Here is a 23,503-nt window from a genome sequence, read left to right as displayed (position 1 = left end):
CGATCAACTCGCGCGACGCTTGAGCTTGCGGCGCTCGCGTTCGCTGAGGCCGCCCCAGATCCCGAAGCGCTCGTCGTTGTTCAACGCGTACTCCAGGCATTCGCCACGCACGTCGCACGTGGCGCAGATGCGCTTGGCATCCCGAGTGGAGCCGCCCTTCTCGGGGAAGAACGCCTCCGGGTCCGTCTGCGCACACAGTGCATCCGCCTGCCAGGCGAGTGCACCGTCGTCATCCTGTTCGGCCCGGCGCACTCCTGGCACTCCGAGGTCGACCGGATCGACGAACCAATTCTCGGGAACGTCTGAGCGGTAACCCGTCATCTCGATCTCCCAACCCTGCTTACTGCCCCCCACGGGCCGTTCTTCACCTAATTACACCCGTGTCATTCGTCAGGGTCAAGTCGCAGATCGTAAACCCTCAAGAGGCCGTTTAAGGTTCATTGACCTTCGTCCGGCGTGTCGCGCGCGCCACGCCCGGGCTGTCGCGCTCGCCCGCTCAGGGACGTCCGGGCTCGGCGACGAAGGCCTCGCCCTGCCCCCGCAGGGTCAGCGTGCGCTCGTCGACCGTCGCGAACACCGCGGTGCCGACCGTGACGGGCAGGTTCTCCCCCGACGCCGATCCGACGCCGATCCGGCCGGATGTCGCCAGCACCATCGTCGGACCGGTGACCTCGAGGGCGACCTCACCGTCGACCTGCACACGGCGCAGCGCGAAGTCATCGACCGGGATGTCGAATGCGGTCACCGCGCCCGTCGAGGTCTGCACCGGCACCGGCGCCGGTGTGGTGTCGACGATCGACATCAGCTCATCGACGTCGATGTGCTTCGGGGTCAGACCTCCGCGCAGCACGTTGTCGCTGGCGGCCATGATCTCCACGCCCAGGCCCGAGACGTACGCGTGCAGCAGTCCCGCGCGCAAGAAGATGGCCTGGCCGGGGCGCAGCACCAGGTAGTTCATCAGCAGCGCGACCACGACACCGGCATCCCCCGCGTTGCGGTCGGCGATCGCGCGCACCGCGTCGAGCGTCTCGGCGAACTCGTCCGAGTGCGCGGTCGCAAGCGCGGAGATGATGTCATCGACCTCTGCCCGTGCGGTGCCGGAGAGCAGCCACGCGATCGTGTGGCGCAGCGCCTCGGCGTCGTCTCCCCCTGCCAGTCGGGTGCGCAGCGCCTCGACGCCCGGCGAGGAGGGCAAGGATGCCAGCAGTCGCAGCGTGTCCGCGACGGGGCGCAGGCCGCTGAGCGCCTCGAAGCGATCGCTGAGCGCGACGATCAGCTCGGGCTTGTGGTTGTCGTCGCGGTAGTTGCGCGTGGGGTCGCCGGGGTCACGATCCGCTTCGAGCGCGAACCCCCGCCTCGCCTGCTCGCGCGTGGGGTGCACCTGGATCGACAGCGGAGCGGCTGCGGCGAGCAGCTTGAGCAGATACGGGAGGGTGCCACCGGTCACCGCGTCGAGGGTCCCGCCCGTCGCCACGTCGGCAGGATCAGCCGGATGGTCGCCGAACCACACCTCGGCCTCGGGCGCGGCGGACGGAGCGCGCCCCTCGAGCCCGGCGATCAGAGAGGTCGATCCCCAGGCGTAGTCGCGCGGTTCGTTCGTGATGGTGAGCAGCATGCTCACCAGCGTACGAGGTCACGCGCGGTAGCCTGATCCCGATGGCCGTGTACACCAAGCATCCCGCGGCGACGCCGCCCGCCGCCCCTGCACGAGAGACGACGCGGCACCTGATGGTGCGCGCGTACTGCGTGCTGACGCTGTTCGCGGTGTTCGCGCACACGGCCGTGTACAACCTCGTCGGGGCGGTCGGCGCGGTGGTCGTGATCGCCGTGCTCACGCTGGCTTCGCTGGCGATCTGGATCCCCGCCATCGTGCGCGGCCGGCCGAGTGCCTTCCGCTGGCGCCGTCTGCCCTGGGTCGCGCTCGGGTACGGCACCCTCGCGCTGCTGTCGATCCTCTGGTCGAAGTGGCCGGGCGCGACGCTGCTGACCTGGGTGCTGCTGGCCGCCGTGACGGTCACCGCGCTCCTCGTGGCCACCCTGCTGACCTGGAACGAGATCGTCCGCGCACTGTCGACGACACTGAAGCTCATCCTCGCCCTGTCGCTGGCGATCGAACTGTGGGTGGCGCTAGTGCGGCAGGAGCCGCTGCTGCCGAACTTCGTCGACCTGCCCGAGGGCGAGATCGACCCGCACCTGTACTGGGTGCGCGGAAACCTGTTCAACGACGGCCGCATCCAGGGAATCGTCGGGAACGCACACACGCTCGCGGTGATGTGCCTGTTCGCACTGATCGTGTTCGCCGTGCTGTTCGCCGCGCACGCCCGGCGCCGGGCGATGCTCGTCGTCTGGGCCGTGCTCGCGCTGGTGCTGATGCTGAAGGCCGCCTCTGCCACGGTGTACCTGAGCATCGCGGTGGTACTGGCCGTGCTGGCCGCCGCACTGATCGCCCGCACGGCACACAGGCCAGGCCAGCGGCGCACGATGTACCTGGTGTTCACCGCCGTCGCGGTTGCCGGGGTGAGCGCCGCGGTGCTGCTGCGCGACCAGCTGCTCGCCCTGTTCGGCAAGAGCGGCGACCTCACCGGACGTCTCGAGATCTGGCAGTCGGTGTGGGAGCGAGCGGTCACCCGTCCGGTCTTCGGCAACGGCTTCTCGTCGCCGTGGGTGCCCTGGGCTCCGGGCTTCGACGGCTGGATCGTCGACCACGGTCTGACGGTCTTTCACGCGCACAACATGTGGCTCGATGTCTTCCTGCAGCTCGGAGTGGTGGGCGTCGCACTGATGGCCCTGGCCTGGCTGGCGCTCACATGGAGGGCTTGGTTCTTCGCCGTGGATCGCCCCCGTTGGGACCTCGATGCGACTCGCGCGTACTCACCCCTGGCTCTACTGCCCCTGCTGCTGGTGACCGTGCTGCTCGTGGAGGGGCTGGCCGAATCGGCCCCGATCATGCTGTGGGGCTGGCTGTTGCTGATCCTGCTGTCGTTCAAGATCAAGTCCGCACCGCTGATCGGCGAGGGCGCTGACGCGCCCGCGTCGACGCCACCCACCAGGGCGCGGCGGGTGCCATGAGTCCGCGGCGCTACGTGATCTCGCTGCTCGCCTCCGCCGAGTTCGCCCGCGCGTACACGCTCACCGCGCTGACAGCCGCTTTCCTGTCGTTCGCGATCACCCGGCTGATGTCGACCGTGACCCTGGCGACCATCATCACCGTGCTCGCACTCATCGGCATCGCCATGCTACTCGCCCGCCGCGACGAGCTCTCGCTGCTGCGCCTGGCGCCGACATCGCTGCTGGCGTTCATGGGGCTCGCGCTGATCAGCACGATCTGGAGTTCCGACCGCTCGCAGACGCTCACGGGGTGGCTCACACTGCTGGGCTACGCGATCATCGCCATCACGATCGGCCACGTGCGCGACACCCTGCAGACGGTGCGCGCGATCGGCGACACCCTGCGGTGGCTGCTGGGTGTCTCGCTCGGCCTGGAGCTGGTCTCCGGGGTGCTGCTCGACATGCCGTTCACGATCCTCGGCATCGAGGGCAACCTCGCACTCGGGGGCCCCGTGCAGGGCATCTTCGGCACCCGCAACATGCTGGGGTTCATCGCGGTGATCGCCCTGATCACCTTCGTGATCGAGTGGCGCACGCAGTCGATTGGTCGTTTCGTCGGGGTGCTCTCGGTGTCGCTGGGCGCCGCTCTCGCGCTGCTGTCGGCCTCGCCGACCGTGCTCGTACTCGCCCTGGCCGTCGGTGTCGCCACGATCGCGCTCACGATCGTGCGGCACACCGACCCCGCGCGACGGGCGACGGTGCAGTGGGTGCTCGGAAGCCTTGTCGCAGTGGCTCTCGCACTGGCCTTCGCGCTGCGGCATCCGATCATCCGACTGCTCGACGCGGGCTCGGACTTCTCCACCCGCGCCGACCTGTGGAATATGATCCTCGACTTCGTCGCCCAGCGCCCGGTCAGCGGCTACGGCTGGTTCGGGCCGTGGCCGCGGGGCGAGTTCCCGTTCACCTACATCAACTTCTTGCTCGCCGATCATCACCAGTCGGCGCTGAACGCCTACTTCGACATCCTGCTGCAACTCGGCTGGATCGGGCTGGTGCTGTTCCTGATCATGGGCTGCGTCGCGCTCGTGCGGTCGTGGCTGGTGGCGAGCGTGCGCCGCTCGGTCGTCTACGCCTGGACGCCCCTCGTGCTGATGACGCTCGCGGTCGATTCGATGTTCGAGAGCTTCACGCTGACCGGTAGTGGCTGGCTGCTTCTGGTGCTGTGCCTGCTGCGCGCCGGACAGAGCCGATCGTGGCGCGAGAACATCGATGCAGCGCAGACCGGGGCGGTCCCGACACTGCGCCCGGAGGGCGGATCCCGAGATATCGCCGGGTAGGCTTTCCTCTGTGACCCACGTGCTGCAGAACGTCGTCTTCCCCCTCGACCGCGACCCGGATCTGCTGCCCCTGTACGCCGACCCCGAGACCTGGTCGGTGATCGACGAGGAGCCTGTTCGCGTGTCGAATCGCGCCCAGCTCGGCAACATCCTCGACCGTCGTCGCGTCCGCATCTCATCGGGGCGTCGCGTCTCGTTCGGCACCTACTTCAACGCGTTCCCCGCCTCGTACTGGCAGCACTGGACGAGCGTGCGCCAGATCACGCTGACCGTGCGCACGACCGGCCTGGCGACCATCCTGGTCTACCGCTCCAACGGCAGCGGCATCCGCCAGCGCATCGACACCCGCGAGGTCGACGGCGAGGTCACGACGACGTTCGATCTCGCGCTCACCGAATACAGCGACGGCGGCTGGATCTGGTTCGACATCGTCGCAGACGAGAAGCACGCGGTGCTCGAAGGCGCCGAGTGGACCACCGAGCAGGAGCCGGTGCGCACAGGCAGCGCCTCGCTGGGCATCACGACCTACAACAAGCCCGATTACTGCGTCGAGACGCTGCGTGCACTCGCCGACGCACCCGATGTGCTCGATGTCGTCGACCGGGTGTTCCTGATCGACCAGGGGACGCAGCTCGTGGCCGACCAGGACGGGTACGCCGAGGTCGCCGAAGAGCTGGGCGAGACCCTGCGAGTGATCCGGCAGCCAAACCTCGGCGGCTCGGGCGGGTTCTCGAGATCGATGCATGAGGCGCTGCAGCGTCCCGAGAGCGATTTCGTGCAGCTGCTCGACGACGATGTACGGCTCGAGCCCGAGTCGCTGCGCCGGTCCATCGTCTTCGGGCGGTACGCGACCTCACCCGTGCTCGTCGGCGGGCACATGTTCGATCTGCTCGACCGCCCCAAGCTGCACGGCTGGGCCGAGGTCGTCGATGAGCACCCGTTCATGTGGCGCAACCTGTACCAGGAGAAGATGCCGCACGACTTCGGCGTCGCGAACCTGCGCCAGTCGCCCCTGCTGCACATGCGAATGGATGCCGACTACAACGGCTGGTGGATGTGTCTGATCCCCCTCGACGTCATCCGGGAGGTCGGGCTCTCGCTGCCGGCGTTCATCAAATGGGACGATGCCGAGTTCTGCCTGCGCGCCGGTGAGGCGGGCTTCCCCACGGTCTCACTGCCGGGCGTCGCGCTGTGGCACGTCTCGTGGGTCAACAAGGACGACACGATCGACTGGCAGGCGTACTTCCACGCGCGCAACCGCATCGTCGCGGCTCTGCTGCACTCCAATGCGCCGCGCGGCGGCCGGCTGCTCACGCACAGCCGGCGCGTGGACCTCAAGCATCTGATGATGATGCAGTACTACCCGGCCGAGCTGCGTGCGCGCGCGCTGCGCGATGTGCTGTCGGGGCCGGCGCACATGCGCGGAAACCTCGCCACGGCGATGCCCGAGGCGCGCCGGATCGCCGCCGAGCACCCCGAGACAGTCGTGCACCGGGACCCCAGCCGGGTACTGCACTCCCGCAAGGGCCGCCAGGTGTACAAGCGCCTGAAGCAGCACGAGTTCGACAGCCCCACCGGGCTGCGGTTGCGCTGGTTCACGTTCCGCACTCTCGTGGCACATTGGATTCGGCAGCCCGACCCCGCCAACGTGGCACAGCCCGAAGTGGAGTTCGGCAAGGGAGACGCGCACTGGTGGCGCGTCCCGCTGTTCGACAGTGCGCTGGTGAGTGCGGCCGACGGGTCGGGGAAGAACATCTATACCCGTGATCGCGGGCGCTACCGTCGGATGCTGATCGACACGGTGCGACTGCACGCCCGCCTGCGCAGGAACTGGCCCAGACTGCAGGCTGAGTACCGTGCAGCACTGCCCGACCTGGTGTCGGATGCTGCCTGGCAGCAGACCTTCGAGGAGAAGTCATGACCGCGAACGCGTTCGATCCGGCGTCCGCATCCATCGTGATCGTGACGTACAATCGCTCCCACCTGCTGACCGGCCTGCTCAGCAGCATCCGCGCCATGGATCCGAAGCCGGGTCGGGTCGTCATCATCGACAACGACTCCGCGGATGACACGACCGAGGTCGTCGAGGGCTTCCGGGCCGACATCGGCACCGAGATCGTCTACCGCCGCCTCGAGACGAACACGGGCGGATCCGGCGGCTTCAGCGAGGGCATGCGCACCGCCTACGAGCTGGGCTCGGAGTGGATCTGGCTGATGGACGATGACGTCGAGGTGCTGCCCGATGGACTGGCCAAGATGGGGCGCTGGTCGCGGCGTTTCAAGAGCATCCAGGGGCGCCGCTACGACTACGATGGCAGCGAGTTCTACTGGCAGTACCGCATCGCCGAGCGCATGGGCATCCCCATCCCCTTCGCGCCGTCGGAGTTCGACACTGCGGGCTACCGCGAGATGAACAGCGGCTGCTTCGAGGGAATGTTCATCCACCGCTCGATCGTGCAGCAGGTCGGGCTCCCTGACCCTCGATTCTTCATCTACTGGGACGACCAGGTGTACGGCTGGATGGCATCGCGCCTGACGACCGCCGTGATCGTCGACGAGTTCGTGCTGCGACGAACCCGCGAGATCAGGCAGTGGGACATGGGGATCCGCCACCTCAACGCCTCGAGCAACGCCTACCGGTACTACATCATGCGCAACCGGGCCTTCATCAAGCACTACTACCGCACCCACGGGGTCTACAATCCCGTGCTGTTCGGCCTGGGCACCGCGGCCACGTTCTTCAAGGAGCTGATCCGTCTGGTGTTCGTCGAGCGCACCGTGCGCGGCACCAGCAACCTGTTCCGCGGCCTGCGTGACGGCGGGCGCATCGGCCGGGATCGCAGCTGGCGACCCATGCCCGTCCTGGAGGAAGTGTGACCGAGCGCGAGCCCGAATACGTCTGGGCGTTTCCCGAGGAGAGGCGCCGCGGTGGGCGCGGCTGGCTGATCGGCGTGCTCATCGCCGCAGCCGTGGTGATCGCCGTTGGCGTCTTCCTGCTTGTCGTGCGTCCGTGGGCGTCCGCGGAGCCGGCGCCCGGCCCGACCATCTCGACGTCAGCGACGCCGTCCGTCACGCCGTCAGCATCCGCCACTCCGACACCGACACCGACACCGACACCGACGCCGAGTCAGCCGCCGGCTCCTCAGCCGACCGCCACTCCGCCAACGCCTGCCGATCCGGCGCTGCCCGTCTTCCGTACGAAGGTGCAGCCGCTGCTCGATGACGCAGAGACCGGGCTGTCTTACGCGAGCGATGCCGATTCCCAGGAGGGGATGCAGATCGCCGAGCAGCTGCGAGGCGATGCGGGACGGATGGCGGATGCTGTGGCACCGAGCTCGATCGCCGACGGATGGGCGAACGCGGTGAGCGCCTACGGCACCTCCCTGGACAACCTGCGCAAGGCGTTCGAGACCGGCTCAGCGACGGCGGGGGCGCTGTCTTCGGCGAGGTCGGCGCTGAGCGAACTCCAGGATCTCGTCGACGGCTGACCACTGCCGGTCGCGGCGGAGTGTCAGCCGTGATCGGCGTTGTACCGGTCGAGCACGTCCCCGATCGGACCGTCGAGCACGAGCTCGCCCTTGTTCAGGTAGAGACCGCGCTTGCAGAAGCGGCGCAGATCGCGTTCGCTGTGGCTGACGAAGAACAGCGTGCGCCCATCGGCGAGCAGCTCGTCGATGCGCTTGTAGCACTTCTCGCGGAACGCTTTGTCACCGACGGCGAGCACCTCGTCGACGAGCATGATGGGCTCGTCGAGCTGTGACACGACGGAGAATGCCAGGCGCACCTTCATTCCGTTGGACAGGTGCTTATAGGGCGTGTCCTGGAAATCCTGCAGCTCGGCGAACTCGATCATCTCGTCGTAGCGCGAGGTGACTTCAGCCTTCGACATGCCGTGCAGGCCGGCCGTGAGGCGCACGTTCTCGCGCACGGTCAGATCGCCGACGAATCCGCCGGTGAGTTCGATCAGGGGTGCAACGCCTCCGTTGACCTGCACCTCCCCCTCGTCGGGCAGCAGCACGCCGGCGACGAGGCGCAGCAGCGTGGACTTGCCCTGTCCGTTCCTGCCGACGACGCCGATCGACTCGCCGGGCTCGACGGTGAAGGAGACATCGCGCAGTGCCCAGAACTCCCCCGGCCGTGATCTGCGGCTGACACCGGCGAACAGGTCCTTGAACGTGCGCGTGCCGCGACGGTTGCGACGGAAGAGGACGCCGAGTCCCCGCACCTCGATGGCGGCGTTCATCACAGCTCCTTCAGGACGGGGCGCTCGAGGGTGCGGAAGACCCAGATTCCCAGCACGAGGATGATCAGGCTCATGGCGACGCTGATCAGCACGACCCGTGGATCCCACTGGTCGGGGAAGAAGGCCATACGATACAGGGTCATGATGCCGGCGAGCGGGTTGAACATGCCGATGGTCTCGAACGGGCCCGGCAGGTCCTTGACGCTGTAGATGATCGGCGTCGCATAGAACAGTGCGCGAAGGATGAGTGCGGTGGTGCGCTCGAGGTCGGTGTAGAGCGCGCACAGGGGCGCCACCAGCAGGCCGAGCCCGATCAGCAGCACCGCCTGAAGCACGATGGCCACGGGGAACCACAGGATGCCCCAGCCGATGTGCGCGACCTTGGAGGGGTCGGTCTCGGTGAGCAGATTGACGACCACGAAGGTGACCAGCACGGGGATGGAGAACAGGAACTCGAGCCCCTTGCTCAGCACGATCCGGTTCACCCAGATGGACCGCGGGATGGCGGTGGAGCGCACGAGCCGCGCGTCCTTCTTGAAGGCGCGGGTGAAGTCTCCGACGGCGGCGTTGAACCATACCCACGGCAGCAGGGCGCTGATGAGGAAGATGATGTACGGCTGTTCGCCCACTGTGCGCTGGAACACCTGCGTGAAGACGAACCAGTAGATCGCGCTCATCACCAGTGGGTCGAGCACAGACCACAGGTAGCCGAGGGCGCTGGTCGAGTACCGCACTTTCAGATCGCGCGCGGAGAGCAGCCAGAGCGAATGGAAGTAGCGCCGGGCGGTTCCCGGCGCGCCCGCCGTCGTCGCCACGTCAGTCGCTCTCGCCGGAGAACTGGTTGCGCCACATCGACAGCGCGGAGCCGATGGCCATGTGCATGTCGAGGTACTGGTAGGTGCCCAGCCGTCCGCCGAAGTGCACGTCGTTCTCGCCCTTGGCGAGTTCACGATAGGCCAGCAGCCCGTCCCGGTCGGCGGGGGTGTTGACCGGGTAGTAGGGCTCGTCGTCACGGTTGGCGAATCGTGAGAACTCGCGCATGATGACGGTCTTGTCGCCGTTGAAGATGTCCTTGCGCTCGGGGTGGAAGTGCTTGAACTCGTGGATGCGGGTGTAGGGCACGTCCAGATCGGGATAGTTCATGACGCTGGTGCCCTGGAAGTCAGCGGTGTCGAGCACCTCCTGCTCGAAGTCGAGCGTGCGCCAGCTGAGTGCGCCCTCGGCGTAGTCGAAGTAGCGGTCGACCGGCCCGGTGTACACGACGGGAACCTGCCCGACTGTCGCCGACTTGTTCAGCGGCTGCGATGCGTCGAAGTAGTCGACCCCGAGCTTGACCTCGATGTTGTCGTGATCGGCCATGCGCTCGAGCCACGCGGTGTAGCCGTCGGTGGGAAGCCCCTCCCAGGTGTCGTTGAAGTAGCGGTTGTCGTACGTGTAGCGCACGGGAAGACGGCTGACGATGTCGCCCGACAGCTTGTGCGGATCGGTCTGCCACTGCTTGGCGGTGTAGTCGCGGAAGAACGCCTCGAACAGTGGGCGGCCCACCAGTGCGATGCCCTTCTCCTCGAAGTTCTGCGCGGTCTTGACGTCGAATTCCCCCGCCTGCTCGCGCACGAGCGCACGCGCCTGATCGGGGGTGTACGCGGCCTGGAAGAACTGATTGATCGTGCCGAGGTTCACCGGCATCGGGAAGACGACGCCCTTGTGTGTCGTGTAGACCCGGTGCACGTAGTTCGTGAAGGTCGTGAACCTGTTCACGTACTCCCACACGGTGGGGTTGGAGGTGTGGAACAGGTGCGCTCCGTAGCGGTGCACCTCGATGCCGGTCTGGGACTCCGCCTCGCTGTAAGCGTTTCCGCCGATGTGCGGACGGCGATCGATGACGGTCACCTTGCGGCCGGCAGCTGCGGCGCGCTCAGCGATGGTGAGGCCGAAGAAACCCGACCCTACGACGAGAAGATCCATAGTTCAATCGTATCGGCGGGATGCTGTGAGGCTCGGACGCCGTGCTCGCTCAGCCTGCGGTTCCGACGACGATGCGCGGCGTGCCGGCCCATAGGCCTGCGTCGGAGGCATTGCGGCCGTCGACGAGCAGCTTGACACCGGGGATCTGCGCCGGGCTGAGGGCGCGGTAGTCGGCGTGGTCGGTCTGCAGGATCGCGAGGTCGGCAGCGTCGCCGATCGTGTACGGCTCAAACCCGAATCCTCGCAGCTCGTCGTCGGTGTAGAGCGGATCGTGAACGACGACCTGAGCCCCGCGCGACTGCAGCGCTTTTACCGTGGGGAAGACACCGGAGAACGCCGTCTCCTTGACGCCCCCGCGGTAGGCGGCGCCGAGCACGACAGCGCGCTGACCGGTGAGGTCACCGAGGATGCCCTCGGCCTGCGCGACCAGTCGCTCCGGCATCGAGGCGTTCAGCTGGCGGGCGACGCGCACGATGTCGGCGTCGGGGTCGGTCGACAGGTAAAGACGCGGGTAGACCGGAATGCAGTGGCCACCAACGGCGATGCCGGGCCGGTGGATGTGGCTGTAGGGCTGCGAGTTGCACGCCTCGATCACCTTGTAGACGTCGATGCCGTGCGAGGCGGCGAACAGACCGAACTGGTTCGCCAGGCCGATGTTGACGTCACGGTAGGTCGTCTCCGCGAGTTTGGCCATCTCGGATGCCTCTGTGGATCCCAGATCCCACACGCCGTTCGGACGGTGCAGGTCGGGGCGCTCGTCGAACTGCAGCACCGCTTCGTAGAACTCGCGAGCCCTGCGGGTGCCCTCCGGCGAGAGCGCGCCGATCAGCTTGGGATACTTGCGCAGGTCTTCGAAGACACGGCCGGTGAGGACGCGCTCGGGCGAATAGACGACGTGGAAGTCGACCCCCTCGGTGAGGCCGGACCCATCCTCGAGCATCGGCTTCCACCGGGTGCGGCTGGTGCCCACCGGCAGCGTCGTCTCGTACGAGACGAGCGTGCCCGGGGTGAGATGCTCGGCCAGCGACTTCGTGGCCGAATCCATGTACTTGAAGTCAGGCTCCCACGTCTCGTCGTTCACGAAGACGGGTGCGACCAGCACGACAGCATCCGCGCCCGGAATCGCCTCCGCGTAGTCGGTCGTCGCCCGAAGGCGACCAGCGGGGATCAGCTCTTCGAGCCGCTCCTGCAGGTGCGCCTCACCGGGGAACGGCTCCGTCGCGGCGTTGATCAGATCGACCGTCTTCTGGTTGACATCGACACCGATCACATCGTGACCGGAGGAGGCGAACTGGACGGCGAGGGGAAGCCCGATCTTTCCGAGGGCCACGACGGCGATACGCATGAGATCCAGTCTACGGGCGCTGGCGGGCCCGCCGCTCATGAGAAGGCCCACCATGCGCGTCTCAGTTGCTCCCGCGTATCCGGACGAACCATCGATCATCCGGTTGCGGATCGTTCAGACCACGATGCCCTGATCGCGCAACTAGAATGGGCTGCCTATGGTTAGCGCAACCGTCACGAAGGCACGGACGTACCGACTGGGCTCACTGACCAGCTTTCGGTGGTGGGTCGCGCTCGCCACCTGCTTCTTCCATGTTCGAAACGTAGTCCCGCTGCCGGGCATCATCAGGGAGTGCTCGGTACGGCAGTTTGGCGTGGCGTTCTTCTTCACCCCGTCCAACACGGACCCATCGGACTGGGGTGGATCGTGATCTTTCTGGGAGTGTCGATCCTCGCTGCCTGGGCCTTGCGCATCCTCCTCGAACGGCCGGTCGAAGAGCATCTGGGATGCTTGGCAGAACACACACATTGAGCGGCGTCGGGCGCGGCTGGACCGCGCGACGGCCTCGACCACGGCGAGGATGATCGAGGAGTAGGCGAGCATGATCGAGGAGTACAAGTGACCATGAAACGGCCCCATCTGCTCTACGTCGCGTGGGGATACCCCCCGTCCCGTGGAAGCGGTGTGTACCGCGCGTGGGCGACTGCAAATGCCTTCGCTGCAGCCGGGTGGAAAGTTACCGTCCTTACCGTGCCCCGTGAAGTCTTCGAGATGTCCACAGGTGTCGACCTGACGCTGGAAGCGCAGGTAGACCCGTCGATCGAGATCGTACGTGTGCCGTTCACGTCCGGCGCCTTCGCGAACGACCTGAGCGACTGGTCCTGGCTCCGTGCTCACGCGCCGGAGGTCTGGAACACGATTCAGTCGGTACGGGAGCAACGTGCGTTCCCTGAGCGCAACTACGGCGGATGGCGCCCGGTACTCGAAGAGGCCGCGAGGCGCATACATCTCAACGCTCCGGTCGACCTGACGATCGGTACCGCCAACCCTAATGTTGATTTCATCCCCGGGTATGTATTGAGCACGGAATTCGGGGTTCCGGCGATCATGGATCACCGCGATGCCTGGTCCGTCGATATCTACTCAGGACGCCGTGTGATCGAACCCAGCAGTCGAGCCGGAAGATGGGAGCGGACACTCGTCCAGGACGCGGCCGAGGTCTGGTTCGTCAACAGACCCATCCGCGACTGGTACGCCCGGGAATATCCGGAGTTCGCCGATCGCTTGCTCGTAGTCGAGAACGGCTACGATCGGGCACTGACGTTCCCGGTGCGAGAACGCGGCGAGAGCCCTCTAGTGTTCGGGTACATCGGAACCATCTCAGGAGCTATTCCACTGCAGGAGCTGGTTGCAGGATGGGCGCTGGCGCGCGAGCGCAGTCCGCTGGTCCGCGATGCACGCATGGATCTCTACGGGTACTTGGATCACCTCGGCGTGCCAGGTGCGAATATGGTGCAAGCCATGGAGCACTTCGCCGACAACGACATCCGATACCTCGGACCAGTCGGCCGCGGCGATATCGAAGCGACGTACGCATCGTTCGATGCTCTCGTTCTGACGTTCGGAGCAGGACGATTCATCACAGGAGGCAAGGTGTACGAGTACGCGTCGACAGGACTGCCAATCGTCTCCGTGCACGACCCCGAGAATGAAACCTCCAGCACACTCGCCTCATACCCCGGTTGGCATGGCGCATCGTCCATGACGACTTCGGCGATCGCTGATGCGATCATCACCACGGCCATCGATGCGGCTGCGCAGACCGACAAGAACCGCGAGACGGCCCGCGCTTATGCCGAACGATTCTCGCGCGCGGCGCAGCTCACTCCCCGCATCGAGGATTGGACCAGCCGCCTAGCCCCCGATCTCTCCGAGGAGAAGCAATGAACATCCTGCTGTTCTCCCAGACGGGCGCGTTCACCGCGGCTCTGGAATCGTTACAGATCGATCTCGTGTGCGACCAAGCGACGCTTGTCACCGCTACGGCCACCGACGTGGACGCGGCGATGCCGACAACGATCACCCTCGGCGCGAAAGCCCTACCAGCGCGCGGACGAATGTCCGTGGCGCTCGACCGATCTGTGATCGGCCGCAACGTCAAACGTCTGACGCCCCTCGACGGCGGACGGCGGTTCACCCGCGCGGCTAGGCGAAATGCAGACCTCCGGCGCGCCGCTTCGAACGCCGACCTCATCGTCGCGCTTGAGCGCGACACGGTCCTGGCTGCGTGGACTGCCCTGCACAAATGGTCACGTCCGGGAACACGAGGTGTATACGGCCTAGCCCCCGCGCGCGCACTACTCACTTCGCGGCGCAGCCGCAGCGACACGGACTGACCCGCGAGGGTGCCGCTGCGTTCAAGACGGGGGCGGCGCCAGCCGCGTGAGGATCGCCCGCTCCACCGCGACGTCACGATCGGACGAGAGATCCTTTGCCGCGACATCCGCCGCGTTCTTGAACGCCGCGATGTCAGACCTCGACACCCCAGCGATCGCTGCGGCGACATCTTGGCCTGAATAGCCTGCTGTGACCACGCCCAGCTGTTGGGCTTCAATCAATCGGTCGGTCACCGCAGACGGTCCGAACACCAGGCCCAGCCGCGCTTGGACGAAGTCGAAGAACTTGTTCGGCAGCATGTATCGATGGTTCGCAGTGTGGGGAGGAAGGACGAATACTCCGAGATCGTGGTCATTCAGCGTGTCCGGGAGCCGATCCGGTGACACCGGCGGGTGAAGTGTCGTACGCGGGCTCTCGTCGATGCGCTTTTGTAGCTTCAGCCAATAGGAGTCCGCCTGGCGCGATGCGATCAGGTATAGGTCGAGGGTGTATCCGGCCCCTAGGATGTCTACGGCATCTATGATTGCTTCGATGTTCCGGCCCGGCACGGCTCCACCGCTGTGCACGAGGCGTACGACGCCGTCCAGCATCGGCGTCGGCTCGAGATCTGCGCGATGAGCGATCGCGTTCCGGACGATCTCCGGTTCGATGTCGAATGCGTCCTGATACATGGTCGCGATCGCATCATTGATTGTCGTCGACACGTCAACCTGCGGAAGATACTCGGCGCAGACCCAGCGCATGAACGGCGCGACGAGTATCTTCCAGGCCAGGACATGCGTCCGCTCACCCGGCGCCCACTCGTGGAGGTCACACCAGATCCGGGGAACGCCGTCGACCCGAAAAGCGATCGGCAGGGCGCGTGCTTCGTTCGCCACGACGATGTCGAACTCGCGGTCACCGAGCAGACGGCGCGACTCCGCGAGAGCCGGAGCCTGCATCTCTACTGCGCGGAACCTCCGCAGTACCAGATTTAGAATGCCCGTCGGCGTCTGCGGGAGAGAGGGGAGGCTCCGCGGGATCTCGAGATGATGTGCGGCGCCCATCGGCCGCGTGCCGTACGAGAGTGTGGTCACCTCGCCGAACTCGCGCAGCACGTCCAGTTGCCGCAGAACACGCGAATCGGAGTTAATGTCCGAGAACGAGATGCAGAGGATCCGCGGGGTGGTCATCGTGTCTCCTCCTGGTATACAGCGCCGAGAAATTCCGAGAGCGCCTGCGCGGCCATCCTGCCGTCGTGCACGGCCCGGACAAAGTCCGCCCCGGACGAACCCTGCTCCGACCACACCGCCCGGTCGGCGGCTATCTGCCTGATCGTTTCCCCGACCTCGTGAAAGCGCGATTCCACGACAGGAAGCGGCATTCCGGTGAGCTCGCGTACCCGAGAACGAACCTCGTCGTGCACGTGCCCGACCACGATTCGCCCTGCTGCCATCGCTTCGCACGCCGCGACACCGTAGTCACCGAGTCGGAACTGGTCCAGAACCACGTCAGACCCTCGGTATAGAGCAGACATCTCCCTGTACGGAACGTTCTGGACTCGCCTGTACTCGATGATCCCTTCAGCCTCCAGCTCGCTCAGCTGAGTGTCGATGCTGGGATCGCCCTTCATAGGCGAGTTGCTTGGTGCGTACGCCACGATGGGTCGCGTCCGCTGCAGAGGAGCTTCATCGACACGCCAGATCTCCGGGTCGACGACCACGGGCAGCCAGCGGGATCCCTCGAGATCGAGCAGGCCCGGAGTCGATACGAAGACGGGCATGCCGCTGTCGCTAAACATCCGGCGACGATCGTGTGAGTTGCGCTCCAGCACGCGGGTCGCTTCTGCTGGATACGCGCCGCGGGAACCGAACGGTGAGTCCCGCTCCCAGCTCGCGTGTTCGCTGGGCACGCGAATGTCGGAGCCGTGCCAGAGCAGAGCGACCGGGACTCCGCGATCCCGCACGTAATCAGCAACTCTTCGCGGAGAAGATCCCGGACGAGAGCCATACATGAACTGACCCGACTCCAGCAGGACGTGAGTAAATTCCTTGAGGATCACGTCTCGCTGGCGCCGTTGCCACGCACCAGAGAACACGAATCCGCTGTCAGGCACCATGACATCCGATGGAAAGCCGAAGAGCCGCGCCCTGGCCGTCGCGCTCATCAAGTTGACTGCCGCGACATCCGCGAGATGTGACTGCGCGGCACGCGCCCACCGGTACGCCTGGCCAGCAGAGTTCGCCGGGGTGATGAGCAACCGGATCCGGCTTCGGTTCGCCGGGCGGGCGATACCCATCTCGTCGGGGTCCCACCGAAGGGAAGGCGGCATTGATCTGGCGAGCAGGCGATCGGGGACGAACCCCAGCGCCGCGCGTGCGATTCCGACCGCGTTGGCCCGTGACAGGATGCTCACGCGAGTCCTGCAAGCCGGGCCTGGGCTGCGAAGGCCCGGTTCGATGCGACGACCTCCGAGAAGGTGCCGTTGGCCGCGACGGTACCATCCTGCATAAACAGGATCTGATCGGAGTCACGGATCGTGCTGAGCCGATGCGCGACAGCGATCACCGTGACATCACCACGGAGACCACTGATCGCGGCAGCGACATCGGCCTCTGTCTTGGTGTCGAGCGCGCTGGTCGCCTCGTCAAGCACAAGCACAAGGGGGTCGCTGTACAGCGCACGTGCTATCCCGAGCCGTTGACGCTGGCCGCCTGAGAGTGTGAGGCCCCGCTCTCCGACTCGCGCCTGCAGCCCCTCCGCGCGCCCTTCGATGACGTCCCAGAGTTGCGCGCGCCGCGCCGCGAGCTCGACCCGCACCTGATCGATGTCATCTCCCCAGGTCAGCGCAATGTTCTGGGCGATAGTCCCGTCGAACAGCGTGACCTCCTGAGGCACATAGCCAACGTGTCTGCGCCATGAGCCCAGCACATCGTCGAGCGGCTTGTCATCGATACGAATCTGCCCCACACTCGGCGTAAGCAATCCTAGTAGCAAGTCCACCAGAGTCGATTTACCGGCGCCCGAGGCTCCGGCAATGCCAACGGTCGTTCCCATCGGTATCCGGAGGCTCACATCATGGACTGCAGGGACATCGGCACCGGGGAACGTGAAGCCGACCTCGTCCAACTCAAGTAGTGATGGCGCTCCCGGCAAATCCTCGCGGCTCAGATGCTCCCTGTCAGCAAGGAACCGCTTGGAATCCTCGATGTCGGCGAGCACGACGTCAACGTATGCCGAGGACGTAATGGTGCGGGTCACGACGCCCTGAAAGCCGGTGAGTGCCGGTACCAGCCGGAAGCCGGCGATACCGAACATGGCCACGGCTGAGATCGTGGCGTTCATGTCTCCATTGGAGCTCAGCATCGCCGCTCCGCCGACGACGACGAAACCGCCGATGATCGCTGAATCGAAAATGAAGCGCGGAACGGCGGCCAGGAAGCTTGAGTTTGCGCGCGCCCTAGCCGTCTGTGCGCGGTTGCGTGCCACCACCGCGCTGACCTCGTCGGCCTTGTCGCGAAGGGTGATCTCCTTAAGCGAGGCAACCATGCCGGATATCAGCGCCGCAACGTGCAGGGCCGAATTGCGTGCGACACGCGCCGCTTGCCGGGTCTTACCACTGAGCACGTAGTACTGCAGAACAGCGATCCCCCCGAGATAGACGATCGTCACAGCAGCGGTGACCGGCTGTGAGACGACCAGCACTGCCACGACGCCGAAGGACGTTACGAGGAGGCCGGGGAGCGTCGTAATCGGGAGCAGGAATCCAGCGACGACCTGGGCGATGCCACTGTCCGACATCGACACGATCTGCGCGCTATTGCGCGACATCCGGTCGGTCCATGAAGCCCGGATGTACGCATTGAAGAGCTCCTGGCCCACACTGAGCTCGTAGCTGGCGAACCGACGGGTCGCAATCCATTGCAACCAGACGTTGGCTGCCGACTTCAGGATCACGATCGCTGCCAGCACGAGGATCAGCCATACCACGTTCTGCGAGCCCACCGCCCCGATCAGCGGGAGTACGATGCCCTCACCGGTCACACTCGAAGCGAGCGTCAATGCAAGCAACATGAGCGCCAGCACGTCGACGATCGCCAGCACCGAGGAGACGATCGCATAAACGATGAGGAATCGGCGCCCGGACGCAGGCAGGTACGGCGACAGCCGACGGAGCGTGGAGACGATGAGCTTCATGACTCAGATGAAGATGGCGCTGCCGGTTCTCGCCGACTCGAGTGCCGCTTCTACGACCGCAAGCGTACGCTGCCCCTGCTCCATAGTCACGACGTCGGTCTTCTCGCCTAGCACCGCATCGCGGAACGCCTCATGCTCGACACGCAGCGGCTCGCGCTTCGCGAACGCGTAACGGGTGACATCGCCTTCGGAGACGCCCCGGAAGCTCGACACCGACTCCCACTCGAGCGGGATAGTGCCGTTCGCGTAGAACGTCAGGTCGCCAGTGGAGGTGTCCGCGACGAAGGCGCCCTTCTCCCCCGTCACGACAGTGATCCTCTCCTTCATCGGCGAGAGCCAATTCACGATGTTGTTCACGATAACGCCCGATGCAGTGCGCCCGGTGATCGTGATCATGTCCTCATGCTCGCGGCCGCTCTTGAATGCCGTCTGAGCGAACACCCTCTCGTAGTCGGACTGCACGACCCAGGCCGTGAGGTCGACATCATGGGAGGCGAGATCCTTCGCGACCCCCACATCAGCGATCCGAGACGGGAACGGCCCCTGCCGGCGCGTCGCGACCTGATAGACGGCGCCGAGTTCGCCCGCTTCGATCCGGCGGCGCAGTTCTTGCAGCGCCGGATTGAAACGCTCGATGTGCCCGACTGCTCCCACGAGGCCCGCGTCCACGAAGGCGTCGACCATCCGCTGTCCAGCCTCCAAGCTGTGCGCGATCGGCTTCTCCACCAGCGTGTGCACCCCGGCCGCGGCGAGCTTCAGAGCGGCATCTTCGTGGAAGCGCGTCGGCACTGCAACTATCGCGATGTCGATCCCCTCACCGATCAATGCATCGATATCGGGCAGGATGTGCAGATCGCCGGCCACACCGTGTGGGTCGCCGCCGGGGTCGGCGATCGCGACCAGGTCCACGCCGTCAACCTCGCGCAGCACGCGGGCGTGATGACGGCCCATCATCCCGACGCCGAGCAGGCCGGCCCGCAGGGCCATCAGGCGCCCGCCCTGACGACGGTGTTCACCGCGGCGACGATCTGGTCGAGATCGTTCTGCGACAGCGAGGGGTGCACCGGCAGCGAGACGACCTCGCGCGCGGCGCGCTCGGTCTCGGGCAGGTCGAGTCCCGGCGCGTAGGACGCGAGCGACGGTAGGCGGTGGTTCGGGATCGGGTAGTACACGCCGGCACCCACGTTGTGCTCGGTCTTCAGCGCGGCGACGAACCCATCCCTGTCGTCGGGCACGCGGACGGTGTACTGGTGATACACGTGCACAGCTCCCTCGGCGACCGGCGGCACGACGACACCCTGCAGGTTCGCGTTGAGGAAGGTGGCGTTCGACTGGCGCTGCGCGGTCCAGGCATCCACCTTCGTCAGCTGCACGCGACCGATGGCGGCATGGATGTCGGTCATCCGCGCATTGAAACCGATGACCTCGTTCTCGTACTGGCGCTCCATACCCTGGTTGCGCAGCAGTTTGAGCATGCGGGCGATCTCGTCGTTCTCGGCGGACACCATGCCGCCCTCGCCGCTGGTCATGTTCTTCGTCGGGTAGAGGCTGAACATCGCGAACTTACCGAACGTTCCAACGGGACGGCCGTCCAACGACGCACCGTGCGCCTGCGCTGCATCCTCGTAAAGCGTGACACCGACCTTGGCGGCAAGCGCCTCGAGAGCTCGCATATGCGCCGGGTGGCCGTACAAGTGCACGGGGAGGATGCCACGGGTCTTCGGCGTGATGGCGGCAGCGACTGCCTCGGGGTCGAGTGTGAAGGTCTCCGGCTCGATGTCGACGAAGACCGGAGTCGCCCCGGTCAGTGCGACGGAGTTGCCGGTGGCGGCAAACGTGAACGATGGAACGATCACCTCGTCTCCGGGCCCTACCCCTGCCGCCAGAAGCCCCAGGTGCAGTCCCGCGGTACCACTGTTCACCGCGACCGTCGGACGTCCCTGCACGAAATGGGCGCCGAACTCACTTTCGAACGCGGCTACCTCAGGGCCTTGGGCGACCATCCCACTGCGAAGCACGCGGTCGACAGCCTCGCGCTCCTCATCGCCGATGATCGGCTTCGCCGGGGGAATGAACTCACTCACGCGGTCTCCTTCGTCAGGGTTCCATTGGTTTCGATAAAGACATCGCCCGTCGCCGGGCAGACCCATGTCATCTCGGTCTCACCTGGTGTCAACGGCATGCCAGACTCTCCCACCCAGCCAATGCGTCGCGCTGGCACACCTGCGACCAGCGCGTACGCTGGTACGTCCTTGACTACGACCGCTCCGGCCGCGACCGTGGCCCACGATCCGATGGTCACCGGGGCGACGCACGTCGCGCGCGCGCCGATGGATGCCCCCTTCTCGATTGTCACCCCAACAGGCTCCCAATCATGAGCGTTCTTGAGCGTGCTGTCGGCGTTGATCGCCCGAGGGTAGGTGTCGTTGGTGAGTACGACAGCCGGACCGATGAAGACGCCATCCGCAAGCTTTGCCGGTTCATATACGAGGGCATAGTTCTGCACCTTGCAGTTATCGCCCATAACGACACCGGTGCCGATGTAAGCGCCCCGGCCGACGATGCAGTTCCGGCCCATCTGCACGCCTTCACGCACCTGAGCGAGGTGCCAGATCGCGGATCCATCGCCGATCGCGGCTTCTGCGGAGACATCGGCGGAACCGACGATGCGCACGGTGTTTTCCACTGTCACGTGATTGACTCCTGAGAAGGGGTGGGCGGCTTTCTGATGACCTTCTGACAGTCTACTTGCGCGCTTGCACGCTGCCTGGACGCGCGACGCGGACGATCGTCTGAACGGCCCGCTCGGCGACGGCCACAGATGAGATATTCTCACCGGCCCACCGCACCAGGTCCTCGTCGGCACCCCGGGTTTCCGACAGTAGCGAACCAATCGCCTGGGCGTAGGCAGCGGGCTCGTAGTGCGTTGCCGCGCCGAGCCCCTCGTCGATGATCAAACGACGAACCGGGTCCGGCCCGGCATACGCTACAGGAGTGCCTACGGCCACCGAGGAGTACAACTTCGTCGGTACTGCAAAGTCATAGCCTTGTCCTGGAGCGAGAGTCGCGAGGCTGACTCGTGCTGTGCGGAGCCAAGCAGCGGCTTCCTCGGCCGCGACTGTTGGCAGGAAACGGATCCGCGACTGCAGCCCCAGCTCGTCCACACGCCTTTTCAACCCATCCCACTCACTACCTTGCCCGACGAACGCGGCAGTGACCGTCTCATCTGTACCCATCACCTGTGACAGCGCCTCAATTGCGAGGCCCGCACCGTGCCATTCGCTCGCCGTTCCGACATATACGATGTCGACCGGCTCTTCGACGCACGGACCGTCCGGCGCGAAGGTGTTGAGATCTACGCCGTGTCCCACCACAGATGTCGGCACATCCGGTGCGAGCGCGGTAACACGCTGACGTACTCCCTCCGACACGACGAGCACCGTGTGCGCACCGCGCAATGCGACCTGCTCAAGACCACGAACCACCCTCAGCACGATTCTCGGTGCGCCTGTGGCTGCGGACGCGTCGGACCAGATATCCGCACCGTAGTAAACATACGGCGTCCGGCGGAGCTGTGCCGCGACACGCAGGAGGAATCCGGTGGTCGGCGGCGGCTCGCATACGTACACGTCTGCCTTGCGACCAAAGAGGACCCGGAAGAACAACGGCAGGTCGAAGCTGAGATACGGCAGGTACCCGCGCACGTACCCTGATCGATTTCGCAGTACGGGCCAGCGCCGCACATCGACGCGGGGGTCATCGTCTGCCCGGCGAGCCGAGCGCGGAGGCGAGGTAGTGAGGACTCTCACGTCAGCGCCGACATCCGCGAGGGCCGAGACCATCGCGGATAGGCGCAATGAGGCCGCAGATGGTTCAGGCGAATAGATCCTCGTCACCACTGTCACACGGGGGCTATCAGACATCCTGCCTCACGGGTCGGTGCGCGGCGGCCGAATGGACACCTGACACAATGGAATCATGTCATCGAGCGTCCCCGCGCCTTCCGCGCCAGATCGGAGTACGTGGATCGTAATTCCGCTGTACAACGAAGCATCTGTCGTCGGCCCGGTCATCGCAGACCTGCGCGCCGAATTCGTGAATGTCGTTTGCATCGATGACGGGTCCAGCGATGACTCAGCAAGGGTCGCCAACGAAGCCGGAGCACACCTCGTGCAGCACCCAGTCAATCTCGGACAAGGTGCCGCACTGCAAACCGGCATCGAGTTCGCATTGGCGCACGACGAGTGCGAGTACATCGTCACGTTCGACGCCGACGGGCAGCATCGGATCATCGATGCTCTGGGGATGCTGGAACTCGCACGCGCCCAGGACTTGGCCATCGTGTTCGGTTCACGCTTCCTGGATGACAGGACGAATCCGGGCTGGATCAAGAAAGTCGTACTGAAGACCGCAGTGTGGGTGACGAATCTGACCACCAGCCTCAAGCTCACCGATGCGCACAACGGGCTGCGTGTGATCCGCCGTGACGCGGCAGAGCGGATCGAACTGAAGCAGGATCGGATGGCGCACGCCACCGAGATCGTGCTCGAGCTCGGACGGACCGGACTGCCGTGGCAGGAGTATCCCGTCGAGTTGCTCTACACGGACTATTCGAAAGCCAAGGGACAGAGCGTGCTCAATTCCGTCAACATCCTCGTCGATCTGGTGGTGAGGTGACCCATGTGGATCCAGATCCTTCTCATCGCGGCCATCGTCATCCTCGCCGTGTTCATGATGCGGCGTACAGGGGCGGACAGCCATCTGGCCATTCGACGCATCCTGATGGGCATGTTCGTGATCGTCGCAGTGCTCTCGGTGCTGTTTCCCCAGTGGCTGTCGTGGCTCGCCGGGCTCGTTGGCGTCGGCCGAGGCACCGACCTGGTGATGTACGGCATGATCGTGATGTTCTTGGCGTTCGTGTATACGCAGTACCGGCGCAACTCGCAGATGCAGCGCCAGGTGACGCTGCTGTCCCGCAAGATCGCGCTGCTCGAGGCAGCTGAAGCGGAGTCTCGTCATCGGCCGACCGGCGACGAGGAGCGCACGAACTAA

The 23,503-nt window shown here is 65.5% G+C and carries 23 protein-coding genes; 9 read left to right on the top strand and 14 right to left on the bottom strand.

What is annotated here, in order from left to right; genetic code table 11:
• Positions 1-3 precede the first annotated feature (3 nt).
• Together WDU99_RS03690 and manA are read right to left on the bottom strand one after the other, a co-directional pair.
• On the bottom strand, positions 4-321 hold the full coding sequence (locus tag WDU99_RS03690) for a WhiB family transcriptional regulator (RefSeq protein ID WP_337331083.1): 318 nt from the start codon (positions 319-321) through the stop codon (positions 4-6).
• 175 nt (positions 322-496) lie between these two features.
• On the bottom strand, positions 497-1,615 hold the full coding sequence (manA, locus tag WDU99_RS03685) for a mannose-6-phosphate isomerase, class I (protein WP_337331082.1): 1,119 nt from the start codon (positions 1,613-1,615) through the stop codon (positions 497-499).
• Positions 1,616-1,656: 41 nt separating this feature from the next.
• Between manA and WDU99_RS03680 the strand changes: the two genes are divergently transcribed.
• Genes WDU99_RS03680 through WDU99_RS03660 form a run of 5 tightly spaced genes read left to right on the top strand, consistent with a single transcriptional unit; the run spans position 1,657 to position 7,873 of the window.
• A complete protein-coding gene (locus WDU99_RS03680; protein WP_337331081.1) occupies positions 1,657-3,069 on the top strand; it encodes an O-antigen ligase family protein in 1,413 nt (470 codons plus the stop codon).
• Positions 3,066-4,385: an O-antigen ligase family protein gene (locus tag WDU99_RS03675; RefSeq protein ID WP_337331080.1), complete on the top strand. Its 1,320-nt coding sequence runs from the start codon at positions 3,066-3,068 to the stop codon at positions 4,383-4,385. The genes WDU99_RS03680 and WDU99_RS03675 overlap by 4 nt, the downstream gene beginning before the upstream one ends.
• A gap of 10 nt (positions 4,386-4,395) precedes the next feature.
• Positions 4,396-6,306, top strand: coding sequence for a glycosyltransferase (locus WDU99_RS03670; RefSeq protein WP_337331079.1), 1,911 nt, complete (start codon positions 4,396-4,398; stop codon positions 6,304-6,306).
• A complete protein-coding gene (locus WDU99_RS03665; RefSeq protein ID WP_337331078.1) occupies positions 6,303-7,262 on the top strand; it encodes a glycosyltransferase in 960 nt (319 codons plus the stop codon). Before WDU99_RS03670 ends, WDU99_RS03665 begins: the two co-directional genes overlap by 4 nt.
• Positions 7,259-7,873 carry a hypothetical protein gene (locus WDU99_RS03660; RefSeq protein ID WP_337331077.1) on the top strand — a complete coding sequence of 205 codons (615 nt, stop codon included), beginning with the start codon at positions 7,259-7,261 and terminating at the stop codon, positions 7,871-7,873. Before WDU99_RS03665 ends, WDU99_RS03660 begins: the two co-directional genes overlap by 4 nt.
• A gap of 23 nt (positions 7,874-7,896) precedes the next feature.
• Here the strand turns inward: WDU99_RS03660 and WDU99_RS03655 are convergent, their stop codons facing one another.
• From WDU99_RS03655 to WDU99_RS03635, 5 genes are all read right to left on the bottom strand, one after another.
• Entirely contained in the window at positions 7,897-8,628 is a 732-nt protein-coding gene (locus WDU99_RS03655) for an ABC transporter ATP-binding protein (protein ID WP_337331076.1), read from the bottom strand.
• The gene (locus tag WDU99_RS03650; protein WP_337331075.1) at positions 8,628-9,443 is read right to left on the bottom strand and encodes an ABC transporter permease; all 816 of its coding nucleotides are present in this window, start codon (positions 9,441-9,443) and stop codon (positions 8,628-8,630) included. Before WDU99_RS03650 ends, WDU99_RS03655 begins: the two co-directional genes overlap by 1 nt.
• Position 9,444: 1 nt before the next feature.
• Positions 9,445-10,593 (bottom strand): UDP-galactopyranose mutase, encoded by a 1,149-nt coding sequence (gene glf / locus WDU99_RS03645; protein WP_337331074.1) that lies wholly within the window; start codon positions 10,591-10,593, stop codon positions 9,445-9,447.
• 49 nt (positions 10,594-10,642) lie between these two features.
• The gene (locus WDU99_RS03640) at positions 10,643-11,938 is read right to left on the bottom strand and encodes a nucleotide sugar dehydrogenase (RefSeq protein WP_337331073.1); all 1,296 of its coding nucleotides are present in this window, start codon (positions 11,936-11,938) and stop codon (positions 10,643-10,645) included.
• Positions 11,939-12,079: 141 nt separating this feature from the next.
• Entirely contained in the window at positions 12,080-12,481 is a 402-nt protein-coding gene (locus WDU99_RS03635; protein ID WP_337331072.1) for a hypothetical protein, read from the bottom strand.
• Positions 12,482-12,628: 147 nt separating this feature from the next.
• On the opposite strand from WDU99_RS03635, the gene WDU99_RS03630 reads away from it, so the two are divergent.
• Positions 12,629-13,825 (top strand): glycosyltransferase family protein, encoded by a 1,197-nt coding sequence (locus tag WDU99_RS03630; RefSeq protein ID WP_337331071.1) that lies wholly within the window; start codon positions 12,629-12,631, stop codon positions 13,823-13,825.
• Positions 13,822-14,274 (top strand): hypothetical protein, encoded by a 453-nt coding sequence (locus tag WDU99_RS03625; protein ID WP_337331070.1) that lies wholly within the window; start codon positions 13,822-13,824, stop codon positions 14,272-14,274. Before WDU99_RS03630 ends, WDU99_RS03625 begins: the two co-directional genes overlap by 4 nt.
• A gap of 21 nt (positions 14,275-14,295) precedes the next feature.
• Here the strand turns inward: WDU99_RS03625 and WDU99_RS03620 are convergent, their stop codons facing one another.
• From WDU99_RS03620 to WDU99_RS03590, 7 genes are read right to left on the bottom strand one after another with little or no spacing between them, the layout of a single operon-like run.
• Positions 14,296-15,447: a glycosyltransferase family protein gene (locus tag WDU99_RS03620; RefSeq protein ID WP_337331069.1), complete on the bottom strand. Its 1,152-nt coding sequence runs from the start codon at positions 15,445-15,447 to the stop codon at positions 14,296-14,298.
• Positions 15,444-16,670 (bottom strand): glycosyltransferase, encoded by a 1,227-nt coding sequence (locus WDU99_RS03615; protein ID WP_337331068.1) that lies wholly within the window; start codon positions 16,668-16,670, stop codon positions 15,444-15,446. The genes WDU99_RS03620 and WDU99_RS03615 overlap by 4 nt, the downstream gene beginning before the upstream one ends.
• Positions 16,667-18,451 (bottom strand): ABC transporter ATP-binding protein, encoded by a 1,785-nt coding sequence (locus WDU99_RS03610; protein ID WP_337331067.1) that lies wholly within the window; start codon positions 18,449-18,451, stop codon positions 16,667-16,669. Before WDU99_RS03610 ends, WDU99_RS03615 begins: the two co-directional genes overlap by 4 nt.
• Positions 18,452-18,454: 3 nt before the next feature.
• Entirely contained in the window at positions 18,455-19,441 is a 987-nt protein-coding gene (locus tag WDU99_RS03605) for a Gfo/Idh/MocA family oxidoreductase (RefSeq protein WP_337331115.1), read from the bottom strand.
• A complete protein-coding gene (locus tag WDU99_RS03600) occupies positions 19,438-20,535 on the bottom strand; it encodes a DegT/DnrJ/EryC1/StrS family aminotransferase (RefSeq protein WP_337331066.1) in 1,098 nt (365 codons plus the stop codon). The genes WDU99_RS03605 and WDU99_RS03600 overlap by 4 nt, the downstream gene beginning before the upstream one ends.
• The gene (locus WDU99_RS03595; protein ID WP_337331065.1) at positions 20,532-21,143 is read right to left on the bottom strand and encodes an acyltransferase; all 612 of its coding nucleotides are present in this window, start codon (positions 21,141-21,143) and stop codon (positions 20,532-20,534) included. The genes WDU99_RS03600 and WDU99_RS03595 overlap by 4 nt, the downstream gene beginning before the upstream one ends.
• 52 nt (positions 21,144-21,195) lie before the next feature.
• The gene (locus WDU99_RS03590; RefSeq protein WP_337331064.1) at positions 21,196-22,293 is read right to left on the bottom strand and encodes a glycosyltransferase family 4 protein; all 1,098 of its coding nucleotides are present in this window, start codon (positions 22,291-22,293) and stop codon (positions 21,196-21,198) included.
• A 136-nt stretch (positions 22,294-22,429) separates the two neighbouring features.
• On the opposite strand from WDU99_RS03590, the gene WDU99_RS03585 reads away from it, so the two are divergent.
• The gene (locus tag WDU99_RS03585) at positions 22,430-23,128 is read left to right on the top strand and encodes a glycosyltransferase family 2 protein (RefSeq protein ID WP_337331063.1); all 699 of its coding nucleotides are present in this window, start codon (positions 22,430-22,432) and stop codon (positions 23,126-23,128) included.
• Positions 23,129-23,131: 3 nt separating this feature from the next.
• The gene (locus tag WDU99_RS03580) at positions 23,132-23,503 is read left to right on the top strand and encodes a DUF2304 domain-containing protein (RefSeq protein ID WP_337331062.1); all 372 of its coding nucleotides are present in this window, start codon (positions 23,132-23,134) and stop codon (positions 23,501-23,503) included.

The organism is Microbacterium bandirmense (assembly GCF_037204185.1).
GTDB classification, from domain to species: domain Bacteria; phylum Actinomycetota; class Actinomycetes; order Actinomycetales; family Microbacteriaceae; genus Microbacterium; species Microbacterium bandirmense.
Note: the sequence above shows the minus strand (reverse complement) of the source record. Positions and strands in the feature narration are given on the sequence as shown.